The 16,106-nt window shown below is 67.2% G+C and carries 13 protein-coding genes and 1 tRNA gene; 11 read left to right on the top strand and 3 right to left on the bottom strand.

Annotated features, from left to right (window positions below; genetic code table 11):
* Positions 1–44 precede the first annotated feature (44 nt).
* Together ACIQJ5_RS12285 and ACIQJ5_RS12280 are read left to right on the top strand one after the other, a co-directional pair.
* The gene (locus tag ACIQJ5_RS12285) at positions 45–1,421 is read left to right on the top strand and encodes an FAD-dependent oxidoreductase (RefSeq protein WP_231091675.1); all 1,377 of its coding nucleotides are present in this window, start codon (positions 45–47) and stop codon (positions 1,419–1,421) included.
* A 63-nt stretch (positions 1,422–1,484) separates the two neighbouring features.
* Positions 1,485–2,522, top strand: a complete 1,038-nt coding sequence (locus ACIQJ5_RS12280) for an alpha/beta hydrolase (protein ID WP_231091677.1) — start codon at positions 1,485–1,487, stop codon at positions 2,520–2,522.
* A 141-nt stretch (positions 2,523–2,663) separates the two neighbouring features.
* Here ACIQJ5_RS12280 and ACIQJ5_RS12275 read toward each other — a convergent pair whose 3' ends face one another.
* Entirely contained in the window at positions 2,664–4,727 is a 2,064-nt protein-coding gene (locus ACIQJ5_RS12275; RefSeq protein ID WP_402844288.1) for an LPXTG cell wall anchor domain-containing protein, read from the bottom strand.
* A gap of 258 nt (positions 4,728–4,985) precedes the next feature.
* Here ACIQJ5_RS12275 and ACIQJ5_RS12270 point away from each other — a divergent pair, with 258 nt between their 5' ends.
* Positions 4,986–5,459, top strand: a complete 474-nt coding sequence (locus ACIQJ5_RS12270; protein WP_231091680.1) for an META domain-containing protein — start codon at positions 4,986–4,988, stop codon at positions 5,457–5,459.
* A 63-nt stretch (positions 5,460–5,522) separates the two neighbouring features.
* Here the strand turns inward: ACIQJ5_RS12270 and ACIQJ5_RS12265 are convergent, their stop codons facing one another.
* Positions 5,523–6,014 carry a YajQ family cyclic di-GMP-binding protein gene (locus tag ACIQJ5_RS12265; RefSeq protein ID WP_231091682.1) on the bottom strand — a complete coding sequence of 164 codons (492 nt, stop codon included), beginning with the start codon at positions 6,012–6,014 and terminating at the stop codon, positions 5,523–5,525.
* Positions 6,015–6,089: 75 nt separating this feature from the next.
* Here ACIQJ5_RS12265 and ACIQJ5_RS12260 point away from each other — a divergent pair, with 75 nt between their 5' ends.
* From ACIQJ5_RS12260 to ACIQJ5_RS12230, 7 genes are all read left to right on the top strand, one after another.
* Positions 6,090–6,608, top strand: a complete 519-nt coding sequence (locus tag ACIQJ5_RS12260) for a PadR family transcriptional regulator (protein WP_402844284.1) — start codon at positions 6,090–6,092, stop codon at positions 6,606–6,608.
* The gene (locus ACIQJ5_RS12255; protein ID WP_402844281.1) at positions 6,605–7,627 is read left to right on the top strand and encodes a BtrH N-terminal domain-containing protein; all 1,023 of its coding nucleotides are present in this window, start codon (positions 6,605–6,607) and stop codon (positions 7,625–7,627) included. Before ACIQJ5_RS12260 ends, ACIQJ5_RS12255 begins: the two co-directional genes overlap by 4 nt.
* A 65-nt stretch (positions 7,628–7,692) precedes the next feature.
* Positions 7,693–9,582 carry a glycoside hydrolase family 13 protein gene (locus tag ACIQJ5_RS12250; protein WP_402844278.1) on the top strand — a complete coding sequence of 630 codons (1,890 nt, stop codon included), beginning with the start codon at positions 7,693–7,695 and terminating at the stop codon, positions 9,580–9,582.
* Between the two features lie 39 nt (positions 9,583–9,621).
* On the top strand, positions 9,622–10,101 hold the full coding sequence (locus ACIQJ5_RS12245) for an FBP domain-containing protein (RefSeq protein ID WP_402844276.1): 480 nt from the start codon (positions 9,622–9,624) through the stop codon (positions 10,099–10,101).
* On the top strand, positions 10,098–11,018 hold the full coding sequence (locus tag ACIQJ5_RS12240; protein ID WP_402844273.1) for a carbohydrate kinase family protein: 921 nt from the start codon (positions 10,098–10,100) through the stop codon (positions 11,016–11,018). The genes ACIQJ5_RS12245 and ACIQJ5_RS12240 overlap by 4 nt, the downstream gene beginning before the upstream one ends.
* Before the next feature lie 100 nt (positions 11,019–11,118).
* Positions 11,119–11,202 (top strand) — tRNA-Tyr (locus ACIQJ5_RS12235).
* Between the two features lie 344 nt (positions 11,203–11,546).
* The gene (locus tag ACIQJ5_RS12230; protein WP_402844270.1) at positions 11,547–12,764 is read left to right on the top strand and encodes a hypothetical protein; all 1,218 of its coding nucleotides are present in this window, start codon (positions 11,547–11,549) and stop codon (positions 12,762–12,764) included.
* Here ACIQJ5_RS12230 and ACIQJ5_RS12225 read toward each other — a convergent pair.
* The gene (locus tag ACIQJ5_RS12225; protein WP_402844267.1) at positions 12,654–13,514 is read right to left on the bottom strand and encodes a GIY-YIG nuclease family protein; all 861 of its coding nucleotides are present in this window, start codon (positions 13,512–13,514) and stop codon (positions 12,654–12,656) included. The two genes, ACIQJ5_RS12230 and ACIQJ5_RS12225, sit on opposite strands and share 111 nt — an antisense overlap.
* An 835-nt stretch (positions 13,515–14,349) precedes the next feature.
* On the opposite strand from ACIQJ5_RS12225, the gene ACIQJ5_RS12220 reads away from it, so the two are divergent.
* Positions 14,350–15,972: a hypothetical protein gene (locus tag ACIQJ5_RS12220; RefSeq protein ID WP_402844264.1), complete on the top strand. Its 1,623-nt coding sequence runs from the start codon at positions 14,350–14,352 to the stop codon at positions 15,970–15,972.
* The last annotated feature ends 134 nt before the right edge of the window (positions 15,973–16,106 follow it).

The raw sequence follows: 16,106 nt of genomic DNA, 5'->3' as shown, positions 1-16,106 counted from the left end.
TTCACAGAACCTCGACGCCGCCTGGCAACGAGACGGAGGACATCATGAGCAAGCTGCGCCTGGCGATCGTCGGTGCCGGACCCGCGGGGATCTACGCCGCGGACATCCTGCTGAAGGCAGAACGCGACTTCGACGTGTCGATCGACCTGTTCGAGAGCCTGCCCGCGCCTTATGGGCTGGTCCGCTACGGTGTGGCCCCCGACCACCCCCGCATCAAGGGGATCATCAACGCCCTGCGGGACGTGCTGGATCGCGGTGACATCCGCATCTTCGGCAACGTCCACTTCGGCACCGACATCACGCTGGAAGACCTCAAGAAGCACTACAACGCGGTGATCTTCGCCACCGGCGGCCAGCGCGACGCCTCGCTGGACATCCCGGGCATCGACGCCGTGGGCTCGTACGGTGCCGCGGACTTCGTGAGCTGGTACGACGGTCACCCCGACGTCTCGCGGGAATGGCCGCTGGATGCCACCTCGGTCGCTGTGATCGGTAACGGCAACGTGGCGCTGGATGTGGCCCGCGTGCTCGCCAAGCACGCCGACGACCTGCACGTCACCGAGATCCCTGACAACGTGTACGCGGGGCTGAAGGCGAGCCCCGTGACCGACGTCCACGTCTTCGGCCGCCGTGGCCCCACCGCCGTGAAGTTCACGCCGCTGGAGCTTCGCGAGCTGGGCGAGCTGAACGATGTCGACATGGTCGTCTACGACGAGGACTTCGATTACGACGAGGCCGCCGAGGCCGCGGTGAAGTCCAACAAGCAGATCATGGTGATGGACCGCGTCCTCCAGTCGTGGCGGCAGCGTCCCGGTGTCAACAACGCCGGCGGTGAGGCCTCGCGCCGACTGCACCTGCACTTCTACGCCAAGCCGCACGAGGTGCTCAGCGATGAGGACGGACGCGTGCGTGCACTCGTCGTCGAGCGCACGGCCTCCGACGGCGCGGGTGGCGTCGTGGGCACCGGGGAGTACCGCGAGATCCCGGTACAGGCCCTGTACCGCGCCATCGGATACTTCGGCTCTCCGCTGTCGGACATCCCGTTCGACGAGAAGCGCGGCGTGATCCCGAACCACGAGGGACAGGCGATCGATCCGGCGTCGGGCGAGCAGATCCCCGGCATCTACGCGACCGGCTGGATCAAGCGCGGACCGATCGGCCTGATCGGCCACACGAAGTCCGACGCGATGGAGACCGTCACCCACCTCATCGCCGACCAGAGCACCTGGTGGCAGCCGGAGGATCCCTCCGAGGAAGCGATGCCGGCGCTGCTGGCCGAGCGGAACGTGCAGTGGACCGACCTTGAGGGGTGGCACCTGCTGGACGCGCACGAGATCGCGCTCGGCCAGGACTCCGGGCGGGCGCGCGTCAAGGTGGTGCCGCGCGAGGAAATGGTGCGGATCTCCCGCGCCGACGGCTGACACGACGACCAGCGCCTTCCCGCCTTCGGCGGGGAGGCGCTGTCTGTTGCCTAGGCTGAGGTCATGAGCGAGCAGACGTGGATCCCCGACGTTCTCGGTGACGGGTTCGAACAGCTCACGATTCCCCTCGGGGCCGATGATGAGGGTGAGGTGGTGGCGACGCTGGTGCGGTTGCTGCCGGACTCCCCGACGTTCTGGGATCGCCTCCGAGGCCGCAGGCCCCTGTTCCACGACGTGGACGTGCTGTACGTGCACGGGTGGTCGGACTACTTCTTCCAGAAACGCCTGGCGCGCTACTGGGCGGGCCTCGGAGCCCGCTTCTTCGCCCTGGACCTGCGCAAGTACGGGCGCAGCCTTCGCGCCGGACAGACCGCGGGCTACGTGACGGATCTCGCGACCTACGACGAGGACATCGCCGCGGCCCTCGCAGCGATGGGGTGGGATGCCGCGCGAGGCCGGGCCGACCGGCGTCTCGTGCTGCTCGGGCATTCGACCGGGGGACTCACCCTTTCCCTGTGGGCTGCGCGCCATCCCGGCGTAGCGACCGGGGTCATCCTGAACAGCCCGTGGCTGACGCTACAGCTTCCCGCGACCACCCGTGCGCTGGTGGCATCGGTGCTGAACTGGTCTTCCCAGCACTGGCCCACGGAGCCGGGTCCGCAGTTGGACGGCGGCTTCTACACGCGTGCGCAGCGAGAGGTGGCCGAGCCCGATGATGAGCCCGTCAACCTGAACTGGCGGCCCGAGCAGACGATGCCCGTGTACGCCGGCTGGCTGCACGCCGTGGTGCAGGGGCAGACCCGGGTGCAGGCCGGACTCGACATCGACGTGCCGGTGTGCGTGATGACCTCCCGTCGCAGCGCGGTTCCCCTGCGGTGGAGTGAGGAGCTCACCTCGGTGGACAGCGTGCTGGTCGTAGCCGACATCGTGCAGGCCGCCACGCACCTCGGCCGTACGGTCTGGCTGGAGCGCATCGAGGGTGCATTGCACGACGTCTTCCTGTCGCGGCACGATGCTCGCGAGGACGCGTACCGGCGGCTGGATCTCACCGCGCGCCGGATGCTGACCGCGTCGCTGCCCGGGCCGGCAGCGAACGTGTGACGATCTTCTCGTGCATGTGAGGATTCTCATGCACGATTCGACGGAGCTGCGTCGACCGGCTATTCTTCTCGCCCCGTCGGGCAAAAGCCGAGGGGGCCGCGATGCTCTCGCATCGCGACCCCCTCGGGCCGATCAGTCAGCTCAGCTGTTCTTCGCTGCGCGGATCCGGCGCGAAGCCATGATCACGCCACCGGCGACGAACAGGAACAGTGCGCCGAGCGCCAGCGGGGTGGCGTCGCCCTGACCCGTGGTGGGCAGGGTCGGCTTCGGAGCCGGTCCCGTGGTGGGCGGCGTGGTCGGAGCCACGACGGCCTCCACCGTGAAGGCGACCTCGGCCGCGTTGCTGGAGATGCTGTCGATCGCCTGCGTTGCGGTCACCGTGTAGGTGCCGGCGGCGAGGCCGGCCGGGAGGGCGATGACCCAGGTGCCGGTCTCCTCAGCGGCGTTCGCCTCGGCGGCGAGAGCAGCAGCACCGGCGGAAGCCGACGGGGCGGGAGTCTGCGTCGCAGCGACGACCTCGGTGGTGCCGACCTTCTCGCCGTTCAGCGAGACGGTGACGGTGGCGCCGACGATGCCGGTACCGGTGACCGCGGCGGGCGTGGTTCCCTCCGTGAAGGTCGCGCCGTTCTCCGGTGCCGTGATGACCGGAGCGGTCGGGATCACGTCGAAGCGGAGGTCGGCGGCAGCGGAGGTCTGACCGCCGATGATCTGCGTGGCCGAGACGTTGTACTTGCCGTAGGTGGCGGCCGGGTCGACCGTGATGACCCAGGTGCCGTCATCCTTGACCGTGGCGGTTCCCTCGATGTCACCGGTGAGGGTGACGGTGGCGCCCTTCACACCGGTACCGGTGATCTTCGAGACCGAGGTCTCGGTGGGGTTGGCCGGAGCGGTGAAGGTCGGAGCGGCGGGAACGATCGTCACGGCGCCGGTGACGGCGTCGGACTTGTTGTAGCCGCCGTCCTTGGCGATGACCGAGAACTTGTACTCGCCCCATGCGGCCGGAGCCGGGAACGACCAGTTGCCCGCGTCGTCAGCGGTGACCGTGATGGGGTCGCCGGTCTCCGGGGTGACCACGACGGTCAGACCGGGGGTCGCGGTGCCGGAGATCGTGGTGCCCGGGGTGACCTTGCCGGAGGTGGCAACGGTGGGCTCAGCGATGTCGAGCAGCACCGAGTAGCCGCCGGTGAGGGCGAGGCCGTCGATCAGGTCGGCGCCGAGGGTGATCTCGGAACCGTCGGTGAGCGTGCCACCAGCGGAGAGGACGCCGACAGCCGTGGTGCCCTGCACCATCGCGCCGCCCGAGTCGCCGTGGTCCGAGTGGGCGTCGGTGCCGAAGCCGTGGACGTAGCGCGTGCCGTCGACCAGGAACCAGAGGTTCGTGTAGGTCACGTCACCGGTGGTGTAGCCGGTGGTGCGGCCGGAGCGCGCGATCGGGCCGAAGTCGGCCGTGCCCACCGCGGTGACCTTGCTGACGATCGAGGCGGCGAGGTCGTCCGAGTCCGCGGAGGACCAGTCGGTGACGCCCGGGATCAGGTTCAGGTCGGGGTTGAGCACGTCGTACACGGAGATGTCGACAGACTTGACGTCGTTCTCCGCGCCCTGCGTGTTGTTCGGGCCGCCGAACTGGCTGAAGCCGAGCTCGCCGATGACGGCGCCGGGCTCGAAGCCGGGTCCGCCGTTGGCCTCTGCGGTGGAGGGGACCTCCACGGCCGCGATGGTCGAGGCGCCGTCGTCGGTGCAGTGACCGGCGGAGATGAAGGCGGGCTTGCCGTCCGGCGTCCAGCCCGGGAAGCCGACGGAGCAGGCGCCCTTGATCGTGCCGTCACCGGTAGCGGCCAGGTAGCCGGCTCCAGCGACGAGGTCGTTGGTGCTCAGCGAGGTGATCTCGCCCTTGAGGTAGCGCACCTCGACGTTGCTGTGCTTGTCGGCGAACTCGTCCGCGGCGCTCGGAGCGCTGGAGCGGAGGTTCTTGTCCTTCTCGGTGGCCAGGATGACGACCTTGCCGTCGGCGTCGACACCGACGGCCTGGACGGCGCTGTCGCTGGCGAGCAGCGACTGGGCGTTGGCGTCGAATTCGGCGCCGGACGTCGGTGCGGGTGTGGCGTCATCGGCCTGCGCCGCCAGCGGCGCAATGCCACCGACAAGAGCGAGCGCGAGACCGGCAGTGGTACCCACCGCGGCGATGCGTCGTTTGCTGTTGTTCATCGTTTCTCTCTGCGTTGTGTGTTGATTAGCCATCAGGCAGAAGGTCACGAAGCCGCGCGCATGCGGCAGAGTTCCCCTTGAGGCGTCGTCGGAGGAGACGCCCCGTTCAGGCTACGGGGGGATCGCCGTTTGGCAAAGTCATCGGAGACACTCACCCCGTTCTCAGCATGAGAAAGTTCTCATCTTTCTCATCGGGTGTTTCTCCGTTCTGCGGGGAGGGCACTGGCAATTGCCAGCCGGAGTCGTGAGACTGACGGCATGGCCCGCACACTCGGAAAGCTCCTCCTCGTCGCGGCACTCGCCGCGCCGCTGGTCGCGTGCGCGACGAACTCGTCTGCCGGGGCGGGAGGGTCCTCCTCTCCCTCGTCCTCTCCGACCCCGAGTCGTCCCGCGTTCGCGAACCCGACACCCACGCCGCTGTCGGCCGCGCCCCAGGGTGATCGCGCGCTGCTGGAGTCCGCGCTCGGAACCTGGGGCGATGAGGGTGGTGCCTACCTCACGTTCACTGCGGATGGCATGGTTCTGGGCTCGGACGGCTGTAACGGCATCGGCGCAACGTTTGCCGCTGACGGAGACACCATCTCCCTCTCGCGCATGCCGTCCACGATGAAGGCCTGTCCGGATGTGGATACCTGGCTCAGCGCCGTCCGCGCGGTGAAGGTCGACGCCGACCAGCTCATCATCCTCGACCGCAGTGCTGCCGAGATCGGCACGCTTGCCCGCACCGCCTAGTCCTCCGTACGCAGAAACCCCGCCGCTCCAGGGGAGCAGGCGGGGTTTCGCGCGTCTGGGCGATCAGCGGTAGTTGATGAACTGCAGATCGACGTCGAGATCGGACGCCTTCAGCAGGCGGATGACCTCCTGAAGGTCGTCGCGGCTCTTGGACTGCACGCGCAGCTCATCGCCCTGGATCTGGCTCTTGACGCCCTTCGGGCCCTCATCGCGGATGATCTTGCCGATCTTCTTCGCGTTCTCCTGGGAGATGCCGTTCTTGATCGTCGAAACGATGCGCACCTCCTTGCCGCTCGGCGTCGGGTCGCCCGACTCCAGGCTCTTCAGGGAGATGCCGCGCTTGATCAGCTTGGACTGGAACACGTCGAGGACGGCGAGTGCGCGCTCCTCGGTGTTGGCCTTGATCAGGATGCTCTCACCGCTCCAGTCGATGGAGGCATCGGTGCCCTTGAAGTCGTAGCGCTGCTCGACTTCCTTCTTCGCCTGGTTGAGTGCGTTGTCGGCCTCTTGGTGGTCGACCTTGGAAACGATGTCGAAACTACTGTCGCTTGGCATGTCGCCAGTGTATCCGCGGGGACCGCGAAAAGGCGGAAGAGAGAGGCGTTGCTATTCTAGTGCTAGAATAGTAACATGACTCTGACCTCCGCCGAGCTCACGATCCTCGGACTCGTCATCGAGCAGCCGCGTCACGGCTACGACCTGGAGCGTGTCATCGAGCAGCGCGGCATCCGCCAGTGGACCGACATCGGCTTCTCCTCGATCTACTACCTGCTGTCCAAGCTGGAGAAGCGGGGGTTGCTGGCATCCGATGCGGCCGCCACGGGGCCGACCACACGCCGCGTGATGCATGCCACCGCCGCGGGGCGGGAGGAAGCCTTCACGGCGGTCGGTGAACTTCTGGAGCATGCACAGCCCGCGGCCAATCCCTTCCTTGTCGCTCTCGCGAACCTCGACCTCGTCGGTCCGGACTATGCGCGTGTCCTTCGCGCGCGACTGGCCGAGGTGGAGGAGCGGATCGCGGCGATCCGTGCCGCCGAGCGGAGTCAGCAGCCGCTCCCGCTCGCCGCCCGCGAGGTGTTCTCATACTCCCTCCACCAGTGGGAGGCTGAGCGCGCCTGGCTCCACGAGCGCGTGGGGGAAAGCCGATGAGCGGGGGTCCCGCGCTGGCGGGCGGCGTTCACTGCGAGACCTCGACGCTCCGCGTGCTGTTCGCGGACGCGGGTATCTCCCTGTCCGAGCCGATGCTGTTCGGGCTCGGGAGCGGGCTGTCGTTCGTCTACTGGGACTCTCGTCGGCAGCCGCTTCCGTTCATCGGCGGGCGGGTGAAGCCGTTCGAGATCGTCCGAGCGGTGACCGAGCGGTGCGGCGTGACCCTGAACGTGCACGAGACCGCGTCCCCGCGGCTGGCGTGGGAGCAGGTGCGAGGGGCCCTCGACAGCGGTTCGGCGGTGGGGCTGCAACTCGACAGCTTCTACCTGCCGTACTTCACGTCCCGGGTGCACTTCGCCGGACACGTGGTGGCGATGACCGGGTACGAGGGGGAGCGTGCGCACCTGGTCGACACGGCGCAGCAGGGCGGCCAGGTGTCCACGGACCTCGACAGCCTGGCGGCGGCGCGTTCAGCCCGCGGCCCGATGTCCGCACGGAACCGCTCGTTCACGATCCGGGCCGGAGCTTCCCTCGATCTGTCGCCCGCGATCCTCGACGCGATCGTCGCGGCCGCTGACGCATACCTCAATCCGCCCATCGCCAACGTCGGCGGCCGCGGTGTGCGCACGGCGGCGCGGAAGGTGCCGGCCTGGTTGGAGCGCGTCGCCGACCCGCCCCAGGACCTGCGACAGATCGCGGCTCTGATGGAGCGCGGCGGGACTGGCGGCGGACTCTTCCGCGCGCTCTATCGGGACTTTCTCATCGAGGCTCGCGATATCGTCGCGGCCGATCTCGCTCCGGCACAGGCTTCGGCGCTGGAGCGCGGCGTCGACCTCTTCGCGGACGCCGCCCGCCGGTGGACGCGCGCAGCGGAGCTGATCGACGCCGCCGGATCCGGGCGGGAGCCCCGCCTTCTCGCAGAGGCGGGTGCGCTGCTCTCCGCGATCGCCGACGTCGAAACCGCCGCCATGGAAGGGCTTCGCATCCTCGAACAGCGCGGTGTCCGAAGCCGCCCCTAGACTGACCGCACGAGGGGACAACGGCCGGGGACGAGGCCGCCGCCCTCGCTGAGGGAGGACCACGGATGACGCTCACACCGCACCACGACGGCTCCGCGCTGTATGTCTCGGACGATGCGCCCGCCCTCGGGGACACCGTGCGCGTGCGCGTGCGGGTGCCGGTCGATTTCGGACCGCTCGCCGCGGTTCGTACCCGTTCCAATCCTGATCACGAGCCGGCCTGGACCGAGGCGGAGCGGATCGGGGTGGCCGGCGGATGGGAGTGGTGGGAAGCGCCCATCACGGTGGCGAACCCGAGGCACGGCTACCGCTTTGTCTTCATCCACGACGACGGCCGGGTTCAGTGGTTGAATCAATCCGGGCTGCACACCGGGGAGACCCTGGACAGCGAGGATTTCGCGCTGGTGACCACCGCGGCGCCCCCGGCGTGGCTACATCGGTCGGTGATGTACCAGATCTTCCCCGACCGCTTCGCTCGCTCGGCTGCGGCCGACACGCGCCCGACACCGGCCTGGGCGATCCCGGCGGCCTGGGATGATCCGGTGGACCCGGTGATGCCCGGCCGCACCCAGCAGTTCTACGGCGGCGACCTGGACGGCATCATCGAGCACCTCGATCACCTGGAGGACCTGGGCGTCGATCTGGTCTATCTCACCCCGGTGTTCCCCGCCGAATCCAATCATCGCTACGACGCTTCCACCTTCCGTCACGTGGACGAGCTCCTGGGCGGTGATGAGGCCTACGCCCGCCTGATCGCTGCTGTCCATGCACGCGGCATGCGGATCATCGGCGACCTCACCAGCAACCACTCCGGTGACAGCCACGAGTGGTTCCGCGCTGCGAAAGGTCATCCGGAGGCAGCGGAGGCCGGGTTCTATTACTTCACCGATCCGGAGTGCACGCGCTACGAGTCCTGGCTCGGCTACGACACGTTGCCGAAGTTCGACTGGTCCGATGCGGAGTTGCGTCGCCGGTTCTACGAGGATGAGGACTCCGTCGTGGCGCACTGGCTGCGCGAGCCGTTCGGCATCGACGGCTGGCGCGTGGATGTGGCCAACATGACCGGACGGCTCGGCGCCATCGACCTGAACGCCGACGTGCGGCGAGGGCTGCTGCGTGCGATCACCTCGGTCCCCGGGGAGCGCATCCTGCTGGGCGAGTCGACCAACGACGCACAGAGCGATCTTCAGGGTGATGCGTGGCACGGAGCGATGACCTACCCCTCGTTCACCCGGCCGGTCTGGGGGTGGCTGAGCGGGCCCACGCACGCTCCCTACCTCGAGGCCGACGGCACCACCTCCACCGATCCGTGGTTCTTCACGCAGCCGGTCGGCGGCATCCCCCGGTACTCGGGCCGCGATGTCGCCGAGGCGATCACGCGTTTCACCGCGGGCATCCCCTGGCGGGTCCGGCTCGGGAACATGCAGCCACTCGACACCCATGACACGGCGCGGTTCGCCACCAACGCTGCGCCCGGCACCGTGCCCGTGGCCGTCGGGCTCTCCATGACGCTGCCGGGTCTGCCTGTCGTCTTCGCCGGTGACGAGTACGCCCTCACCGGCGCGGACGGCGAATCGAGCCGTACGCCGATGCCCTGGGGCACGGAGGGCGAGGGTCGGGTGGCCGAGCGCATCACGCTGTATCGCGATCTGATCGCGCTGCGCCGGGGTCATGCGGCACTGGCCACCGGGGGAATGCGATGGCTGCATGTGTCCGACGAACTGCTGGTGTTCGTGCGGGAGAGCGCCGAGGAGACCCTGCTGATCGCGGCGGCGCGCTCTGCTGCTGCCGCGGACATTCCGGATCAGGCCGTGGAGGGCCTCGGCGCCGCTGCGCCGCTGTTCGGTGAGGTCACGCTTGCCTGTGCGGAAGGCGCGACTCGAATCGTCTGCGACGGCCCGGGCTTCGGCGTGTGGTCGTTGCCCGGTGTGGCGGTTCCGGCCCGCGCGGCGTGAGAGGCTCCTAGACTCGCCGACGGAGGCTTCATGCGAGGAATGACCGAAGATGACGCGCGCGCAGCGCTCGCGAACGCGTCCGACGGCGAGCGCGAGCTGATGGCGGTGCCGACGGCCTTTCTGATCCTGGACTGGGATCACATGGACTTCGTCGCCTGGCGGGACCCGCGCACGCGGGATCGTGCGTATCTGATCGTCGAACTCGATGGCCATCCCACGGGGATCATGCTCCGCGCGGCGTCCGGGTCCAGTCATGCGCGAGCGGGCGTGTGCAACATCTGTCACACCATGCAGCCCGCGGACCAGGTGACGATGTTCACGGCGCGACGAGGGGGCACGGCGGGGGAGCGCGGTGACGGCATCGGCACGTACATGTGCGCGGATCTCACGTGCCATGACGCGGTCCGCCTGGCGGCTCCCCTGGCACCGGGCGAGATCCGTGGCGATGTGAACCATCGCCTGGACGGAACGCGACGCCGCGCAGAGGACTTCGTGCGCCGCGTGCTGGAGGACGCATGAGCGAGGACCGGGTGGTGGTCATCGGTGACGCACTCATCGACGAGCTCAGGGACCCGCATGGCGTTCGCGAGTTCATCGGTGGCGCCGCACTCAACGTCGCCGTCGGACTGAGCGTGCTCGGCGTGCCGACCACGCTCATCGCGATGGTGGGCGATGACGAGCCGGGCGATCGCATCCGCGAGCTCCTCGACGCATATCGCGTCGAACTGCTGGCGACGCCCTCGCCGCTCGGCACTGCCCGCGCCGTCAGCGAGCGGGGCCCGTCGGGGGAGCCGGTGTACGTGTTCTCCGAGGCCGCCCGACAGCGGAGGATCCGCTACGGCGAAGCCGAACGCGCCGCGATCGGCGCGGCACCCGTCACCGTGGTCAGTTGCGTGGCATTCGACGACGAAGCCCAGGCGAACGACCTGACCGACGCCGTCGGCGGTACGCCCACGCGGCTGGTCATCGACCCGAATCCGCGTGCCGGGATGATGCACGATCGCGATCGCTTCATCGCCGGCTTCGAGGCGCTGGTGCCCGCGGCCGCGCTCGTGAAGATCGGTGATGACGACGCGCGTCTGCTGTACCGGTCGAGCCTCACCGAGATGCGGGAGCGCATGCTGGCGCTCGGGGCTGCCGCGGTGCTCTCGACGGCCGGAGCGGACGGGGCGCGGCTGGACGCGAGCGGCGTCAGCGTCTCCCGTGGGATCTCGGTCCTGCCGGGGCGCATCGTCGACACGATGGGTGCCGGGGACGCCACGCTGGCGACGGTGGTGCAGGCGCTCGTGCGCAGCCCGCAGCTCGACGAGGCGGCATGGGAGCAGGCTCTCGCCGAGGCGATGGACGTGGCGGCGGCGACGTGCCGGGCCGAGGGCGCGCTGCTGCGCGTTCCGCGTGACGACGCGGGCGATGAGGCTCACCGCATCGACACCTGAGACCCGCCCCTGATCAGCCGATTTCTGGTCACGCCGAAGCTCCGGTAGTATCGATATCCGCGCCTCTGGTCGGCTGTACAAGTCGGTCGGGTGCGCACCTGGCGGGTTTCCCAAGCGGCCAAAGGGATCTGACTGTAAATCAGACGCGTAAGCTACGGGGGTTCGAATCCCTCACCCGCCACCATGGATTGTTCGCGAAGCTCCTGAGTTTTGTTCAGGGAACTCGAACAGCAATGAGAAACGCCCCCGATCTCGGGGGCGTTTCTCGTTTCGGTCAGGCGTGAGTGGGCGGTTTCGCAGAGTTTCGGTCACTTCATGGCGTTCGTAGGCCGATCGTCGCGTTTTCGGGCAGGCTGGCGCCTTCGTTCTTGCGGGTGATGGAGTGTGAAGCGGCTGCCGGCGTAGCTATGTGCGCTGGCTGGCGCGTGTTTGTGATCTTCGGCGGTTGTTGCGCAGGAGGAGTCGGGTGTCGGGTGCGGTGCGTCGGCTGCGTCGCGTTCGTGCCGCGGGTGGTGTGATGCCGTCTTCGTGTTCGCTGGCGCGTTCTTCTCGTTCGAGGAGGGCATGCAGGTCACCGTCAGTCACGACTACCGCACTCGCACAGCGAGCGTCAGGCTGCACCCGCTGCCCGAGTGGCGGACCCGCGTGCTGGAGCCGATCCCAGTTCCTGGATCCCTCCGCGGCGCGTCCGACCTAGTGAAGCACTTGCCGGAGCGGGAGGACTTCGAGGTCCGGCCGGGCGAGAGGAGCAGGGCGCTGCGGCTCGTCCAGGCGCTCGCGTCGGAGGCCGAGCGTCGAGAGTACAAGGTGTCGAAGACTAGGGGGAGGCGTAAGAACCAGTGGGGGTTCTTCGACCGGAACGAGGAGGACCCCGGGCACTTCAAGCTCGTGATCGGCACCGACGAGTTCAAGCTCGGCGTACACCAGCTCACGGAGAAGCGGGAGCATGTCGCCTCCAAGAGCGAGCTCGCGCGCGCCGGCCGGGGGTATGCCGTGCCCAAGTGGGACGTGGTGCCGACCGAGCGGCTGGCGATCAAGATCCTCGCTCTAGGGAGCGGCTTCTGGGGCAGCTCCTGGGAGGACCGCCCGGAGCGCCCGTTGGAAGTCGTGCTCGCGCAGGTGCTCCAGGAGCTTGAGCTCCGCCACCAGGCCGCGGTCGAGCGCCGCGCGCAGGAGGAGCTCGACCAAATCGAGCGGAAGCGCCAGTGGGAGATCGCCCGGGAGAAAGCGGTCCAAGCGCTCACGGACAGCCACCGCGCGGAGCTGCTCACGGGCCAGGTCGCCAAGTGGCGCGAGGTAGCTGCGATACGTGAATACGCAGCTGAGCTGGAGGCGAAGGCGCTGTCGGACCCCGACGAGTCGCGGAGCGCATCGGCTCTCGAATGGGTCGAGTGGGCGCGCGGCTACGCGGACCGCGCCGACCCGCTGCTGCGCCCGATCCGGGTTCCGGCCGCACCCGAGCTGACACACGCGGCGCTACAGCCGTTCATGGGCTCCTGTGCGCGTACGGCCGGAGTCCGCGCACAGGAGATGAGACGGTCGTCAAACGGGGCCACGCCTGATTTCGAGCCACGACCCAACCGCGAAAGCGATGTTGATACCGTCGTGGCTTGTTCTCCGATCGATTCCGACTCGTCAGTTGAGATTCATGCCATGCCGACGGCTATCGAGCGCCAGCTTCCAGAACGACTCCCGCTGAAGTATCGTCTCCGCCTTGGTCTTCGGGTCGAAGATCTCCAAGATTGAGTACTGGAAGTTCTCGACGATGTGTGCGTCGCCGAGCTCCTCGCGCATCCGGTTCAGCTCCTTGTTTCCGCCGGTGAGGTTCTTCAGGTGCGCGTAGCCCGACCAGCGCTGCCAGAGGCCGTTGGCCTCTCCAGACGCTGAGCCGACGTACTGCCGCCCGTCGCTCAGGTCGGTGATGACGTAGACGCCCTTGACGCTGGAGAGGGCGTCCTTCCAGCTCGGCTCGTCGTTGGCGATGATCCGCTGCATCTCGGCATGCCTGAGCCGGACGTTCTGGTAGCCCGGGAACGTGCCCAGCTTCGTGTCCGGCGCGAGCTCGTAGACCTCCGGGTTGAGCTTGCTGTCCTGGATCCGGTCGTAGCGGCGCAGGTAGAGGTCTCGCCCCACCGGCTGCTCTAGCTTGATGATGAGGCGCTTGATGTACTCGGAGAACTCGTCGAGGAGCTCCAGGTGGTAGCCGGCCCCGCCGATGAGCTCCGGCACCACCGGGGTGACTCGGAAGAAGCCGCCGAAGATGAAGTACTGCGGGCCGTAGGGGTAGTACTGCGCGAACGCGAGCACGTACTCGGCGTCGCCCATGTTGTTGTTCTGGTGCAGCTCGCGGTGGCGGGTCATGTTCAGCCACTCCTCGGGGTCCTCCGCGAGCAGCAGGTCCCAGGCCGCGGCGCCTCCGATGCCCGCGCGGATGTTGAGCTTGACCTTCGTCGCGCTCGGTTCCGACACTCTTATGAAGTCCGTGAATCGGATCATGTCCACCCCTCAGTTGTTTTTTTGATCCCACTTGTCGACGTCGGCGACGAACCGGCTGCGAACTCCGACACTATCGCTCGCCCTCGAAGGGATCGATGACTGAGTGCACGCCGTGAGCCGAGCACACGAACGCGACCCTGAAGCCGTCGCACTCGCCGGCATCGAACGGTTCAGCCGCGCAGTCGCTGCCGCACTCCGCGCAGGTGCGGTACTCGTCGGAGTCCGACGTGTCCTAGCTGCTAGACGTTGAGAGGCTGCCAGTTTTCTACGGCCGCCGAGGTTTCCATGTCTACGAGCCTGGGCATGACACTGCCATCCACCTTCCCTACACCGGTTCGAAACTGGTCATTCCAACGGCGGATCATGCTCGCACGGTCGTCCTGGCTCTCGAGCCAGTGACGCAGCGGCACCGTCCAGGTTGATGCCGTGTGGCCGGCAACGGTGAATCTGGTTGGTGGAGCTTGGCGGTCGCGAGCTGGATCTTGCACTGACGTTACTTCCCATGTGAAACGAGCGGAACGGTGATTGGGGAGGCTCCCCGTCTCACTGTGTGCAGGCTTCATGTAGCCCGCCGCTCACAGCGAGGGCTACGCACCCTGCACCCGCGACCAGATAGGTGACGCTGCCACATCCGCAGGGCCACAGTGACGGACTTTGTTCACAACGCGGGCCCCGCGAATCCAGGGTGTCGAGTGAACCGAGAAAGCAGAGGTCAGAGCAGATTGCAAGACTGCTCAGTCCCGAAGGTTGCCCGCTGCGGAGCATGCGTCTCGCGATGACAGCGGGGGAATCCGCCTCGTGCGAGGTCGATATGCTGCGGTGGCTAGGGGGAGACATGGGCGCAGATGATGTGTGGGGCCTTGCAGGCGTGGTGGGGCATCTGCCACCGGAATTCGTGCGCGCCCCGGTGGCGCGCGTGGCGAAAGAGGCGATCTTTGCCAGGGAGCGGCTACTTCGGACTCCGAACGCGCATCTTCAGAGACTGCCAGCGGCCCTGGACCCGGAACTGATGAGAGATGTCGAGCGCGAGCTTTCGGGATGGGTAGACCGCGCAGATCAGCGAGCGACCGAGCATCTCGGGGTCGTAAGCCCGAAGAACGTGCTCAATCTGGTGTTCTTCTACGCCGCTGTGTCGAAGCTGCGGGGTTCGCCGAATCCGATCGAGGTTCCCTTGAAGCGATGGCTGTGGGTTGTTGCCGCCGGTGGCGCTGGGACTAAGCTCGGTCATGGCATCGTGGAGTTCTTGCAAGCTGCACAGGATTGGCGGAATCTGCTCACTCTGCAGCATTCGCTGAGGCCGGTGGACTCATTCGATGTTGCGGCTCTGTCTCCGCTTGACCATGATGTGCTGACCGGTGTGCGCACACGCTTCGGGTGGAGCGCCGCGGAAGTCGCTCGACAGATTGTGCTGGCGGCGGAGCCCCGCATTGCGCGCGGCGAGTTCGAGAGCCTCGTTGACTATCTTGATGAGCTCGCGCACTCGAGTAACTGGTTCCGTGGCGCTCCGGAGACGATGCCTGGACCCGCGCGCGCACTCGCAGCGAAGATGGCGATTCGAGCGGGGGAGTATCACGGCCGCAGTTTTAGTTCGCTGAGCATGATGCGCGGGTCGGTCACGCACCCCTTCGTGAATGTTGACGGCACGATTATCCCCGCAAACCTTGAAGCCGCGACCACCCGGCTCCACCTTCCAGTGCTCGAGCTGGCGCGAGCCGATCTGCGCCCGAAACAGTCTGCCGCACTGGTAGAGGACATCGTGGGCCGGATCCTGGCGCGCTGCGACGGCGTGCGCGTTCATGGGGGCGATGCTCGCATTGCCATTTCCCCAACCGACATCGGCGAGCTCGACATCCTCGCCACTGATCGCTCATGCACACACGTCCTCAACGTAGAAGTGAAAGCGCACTACGAGGGGCAGGACGTTCCAACAACCGCGAAAGGGCACGCCAACGGGATCGGAGGAGTTCAGCGCCAACTTGCTCGTCGCAAGAAGGCTTTCGCCGGCGGCGAGTCTGTGACCATCGGTGGCACACCGCTCGCTCTTTCCAAGGACGCCCGATTCATCGGCTTGGCTGTGCTTCTGCACGAATACTCGGGGCTCATATGGCGGCCGGAGCGGCTTGGAGAGAGGTTAGGCGCCAACATGATCACTATCGCTGACCTTGCTGTCGTCACTACGGCACTCAATGACGACCGAGAGTTGTTCTCTTACCTCGACTTTAGAGATGATCTTCTCGGCGATGGACGTGGGTATGCTTCAGATGAGACCGACATCCTCGCACTATTCCTCAGTCATTCCCGCGCAACCCTGCAACGAATGCTGAGGAAGCGCCCTCGCAAATCGGTGGCCATGGTGCCCTCGCGCGAAGTGCCTTCTGACCTAGTGACAAGCATGCGTGCGCCAACGCGAGAGAAAGTACGCACGATGCTTCGTGATCTGCCATTGGTCCGAATCTAAGGCCAGACTCGCCCGTTGATGGAGACTCGTTGGCCCGCTCTTCAGAACCGTTCGGGCTCGCGCCGAGCACTTGCATGCCAACCGTGCGGCATCGCGCGGGTCACGAACAAAGCCGACCACACGGCACTTGACGG

Origin of the sequence: Microbacterium sp. GXS0129 (genome assembly GCF_044769785.1) — a bacterium.
Taxonomy (GTDB): Bacteria; Actinomycetota; Actinomycetes; order Actinomycetales; family Microbacteriaceae; genus Microbacterium; species Microbacterium nymphoidis.
Note: the sequence above shows the minus strand (reverse complement) of the source record. Positions and strands in the feature narration are given on the sequence as shown.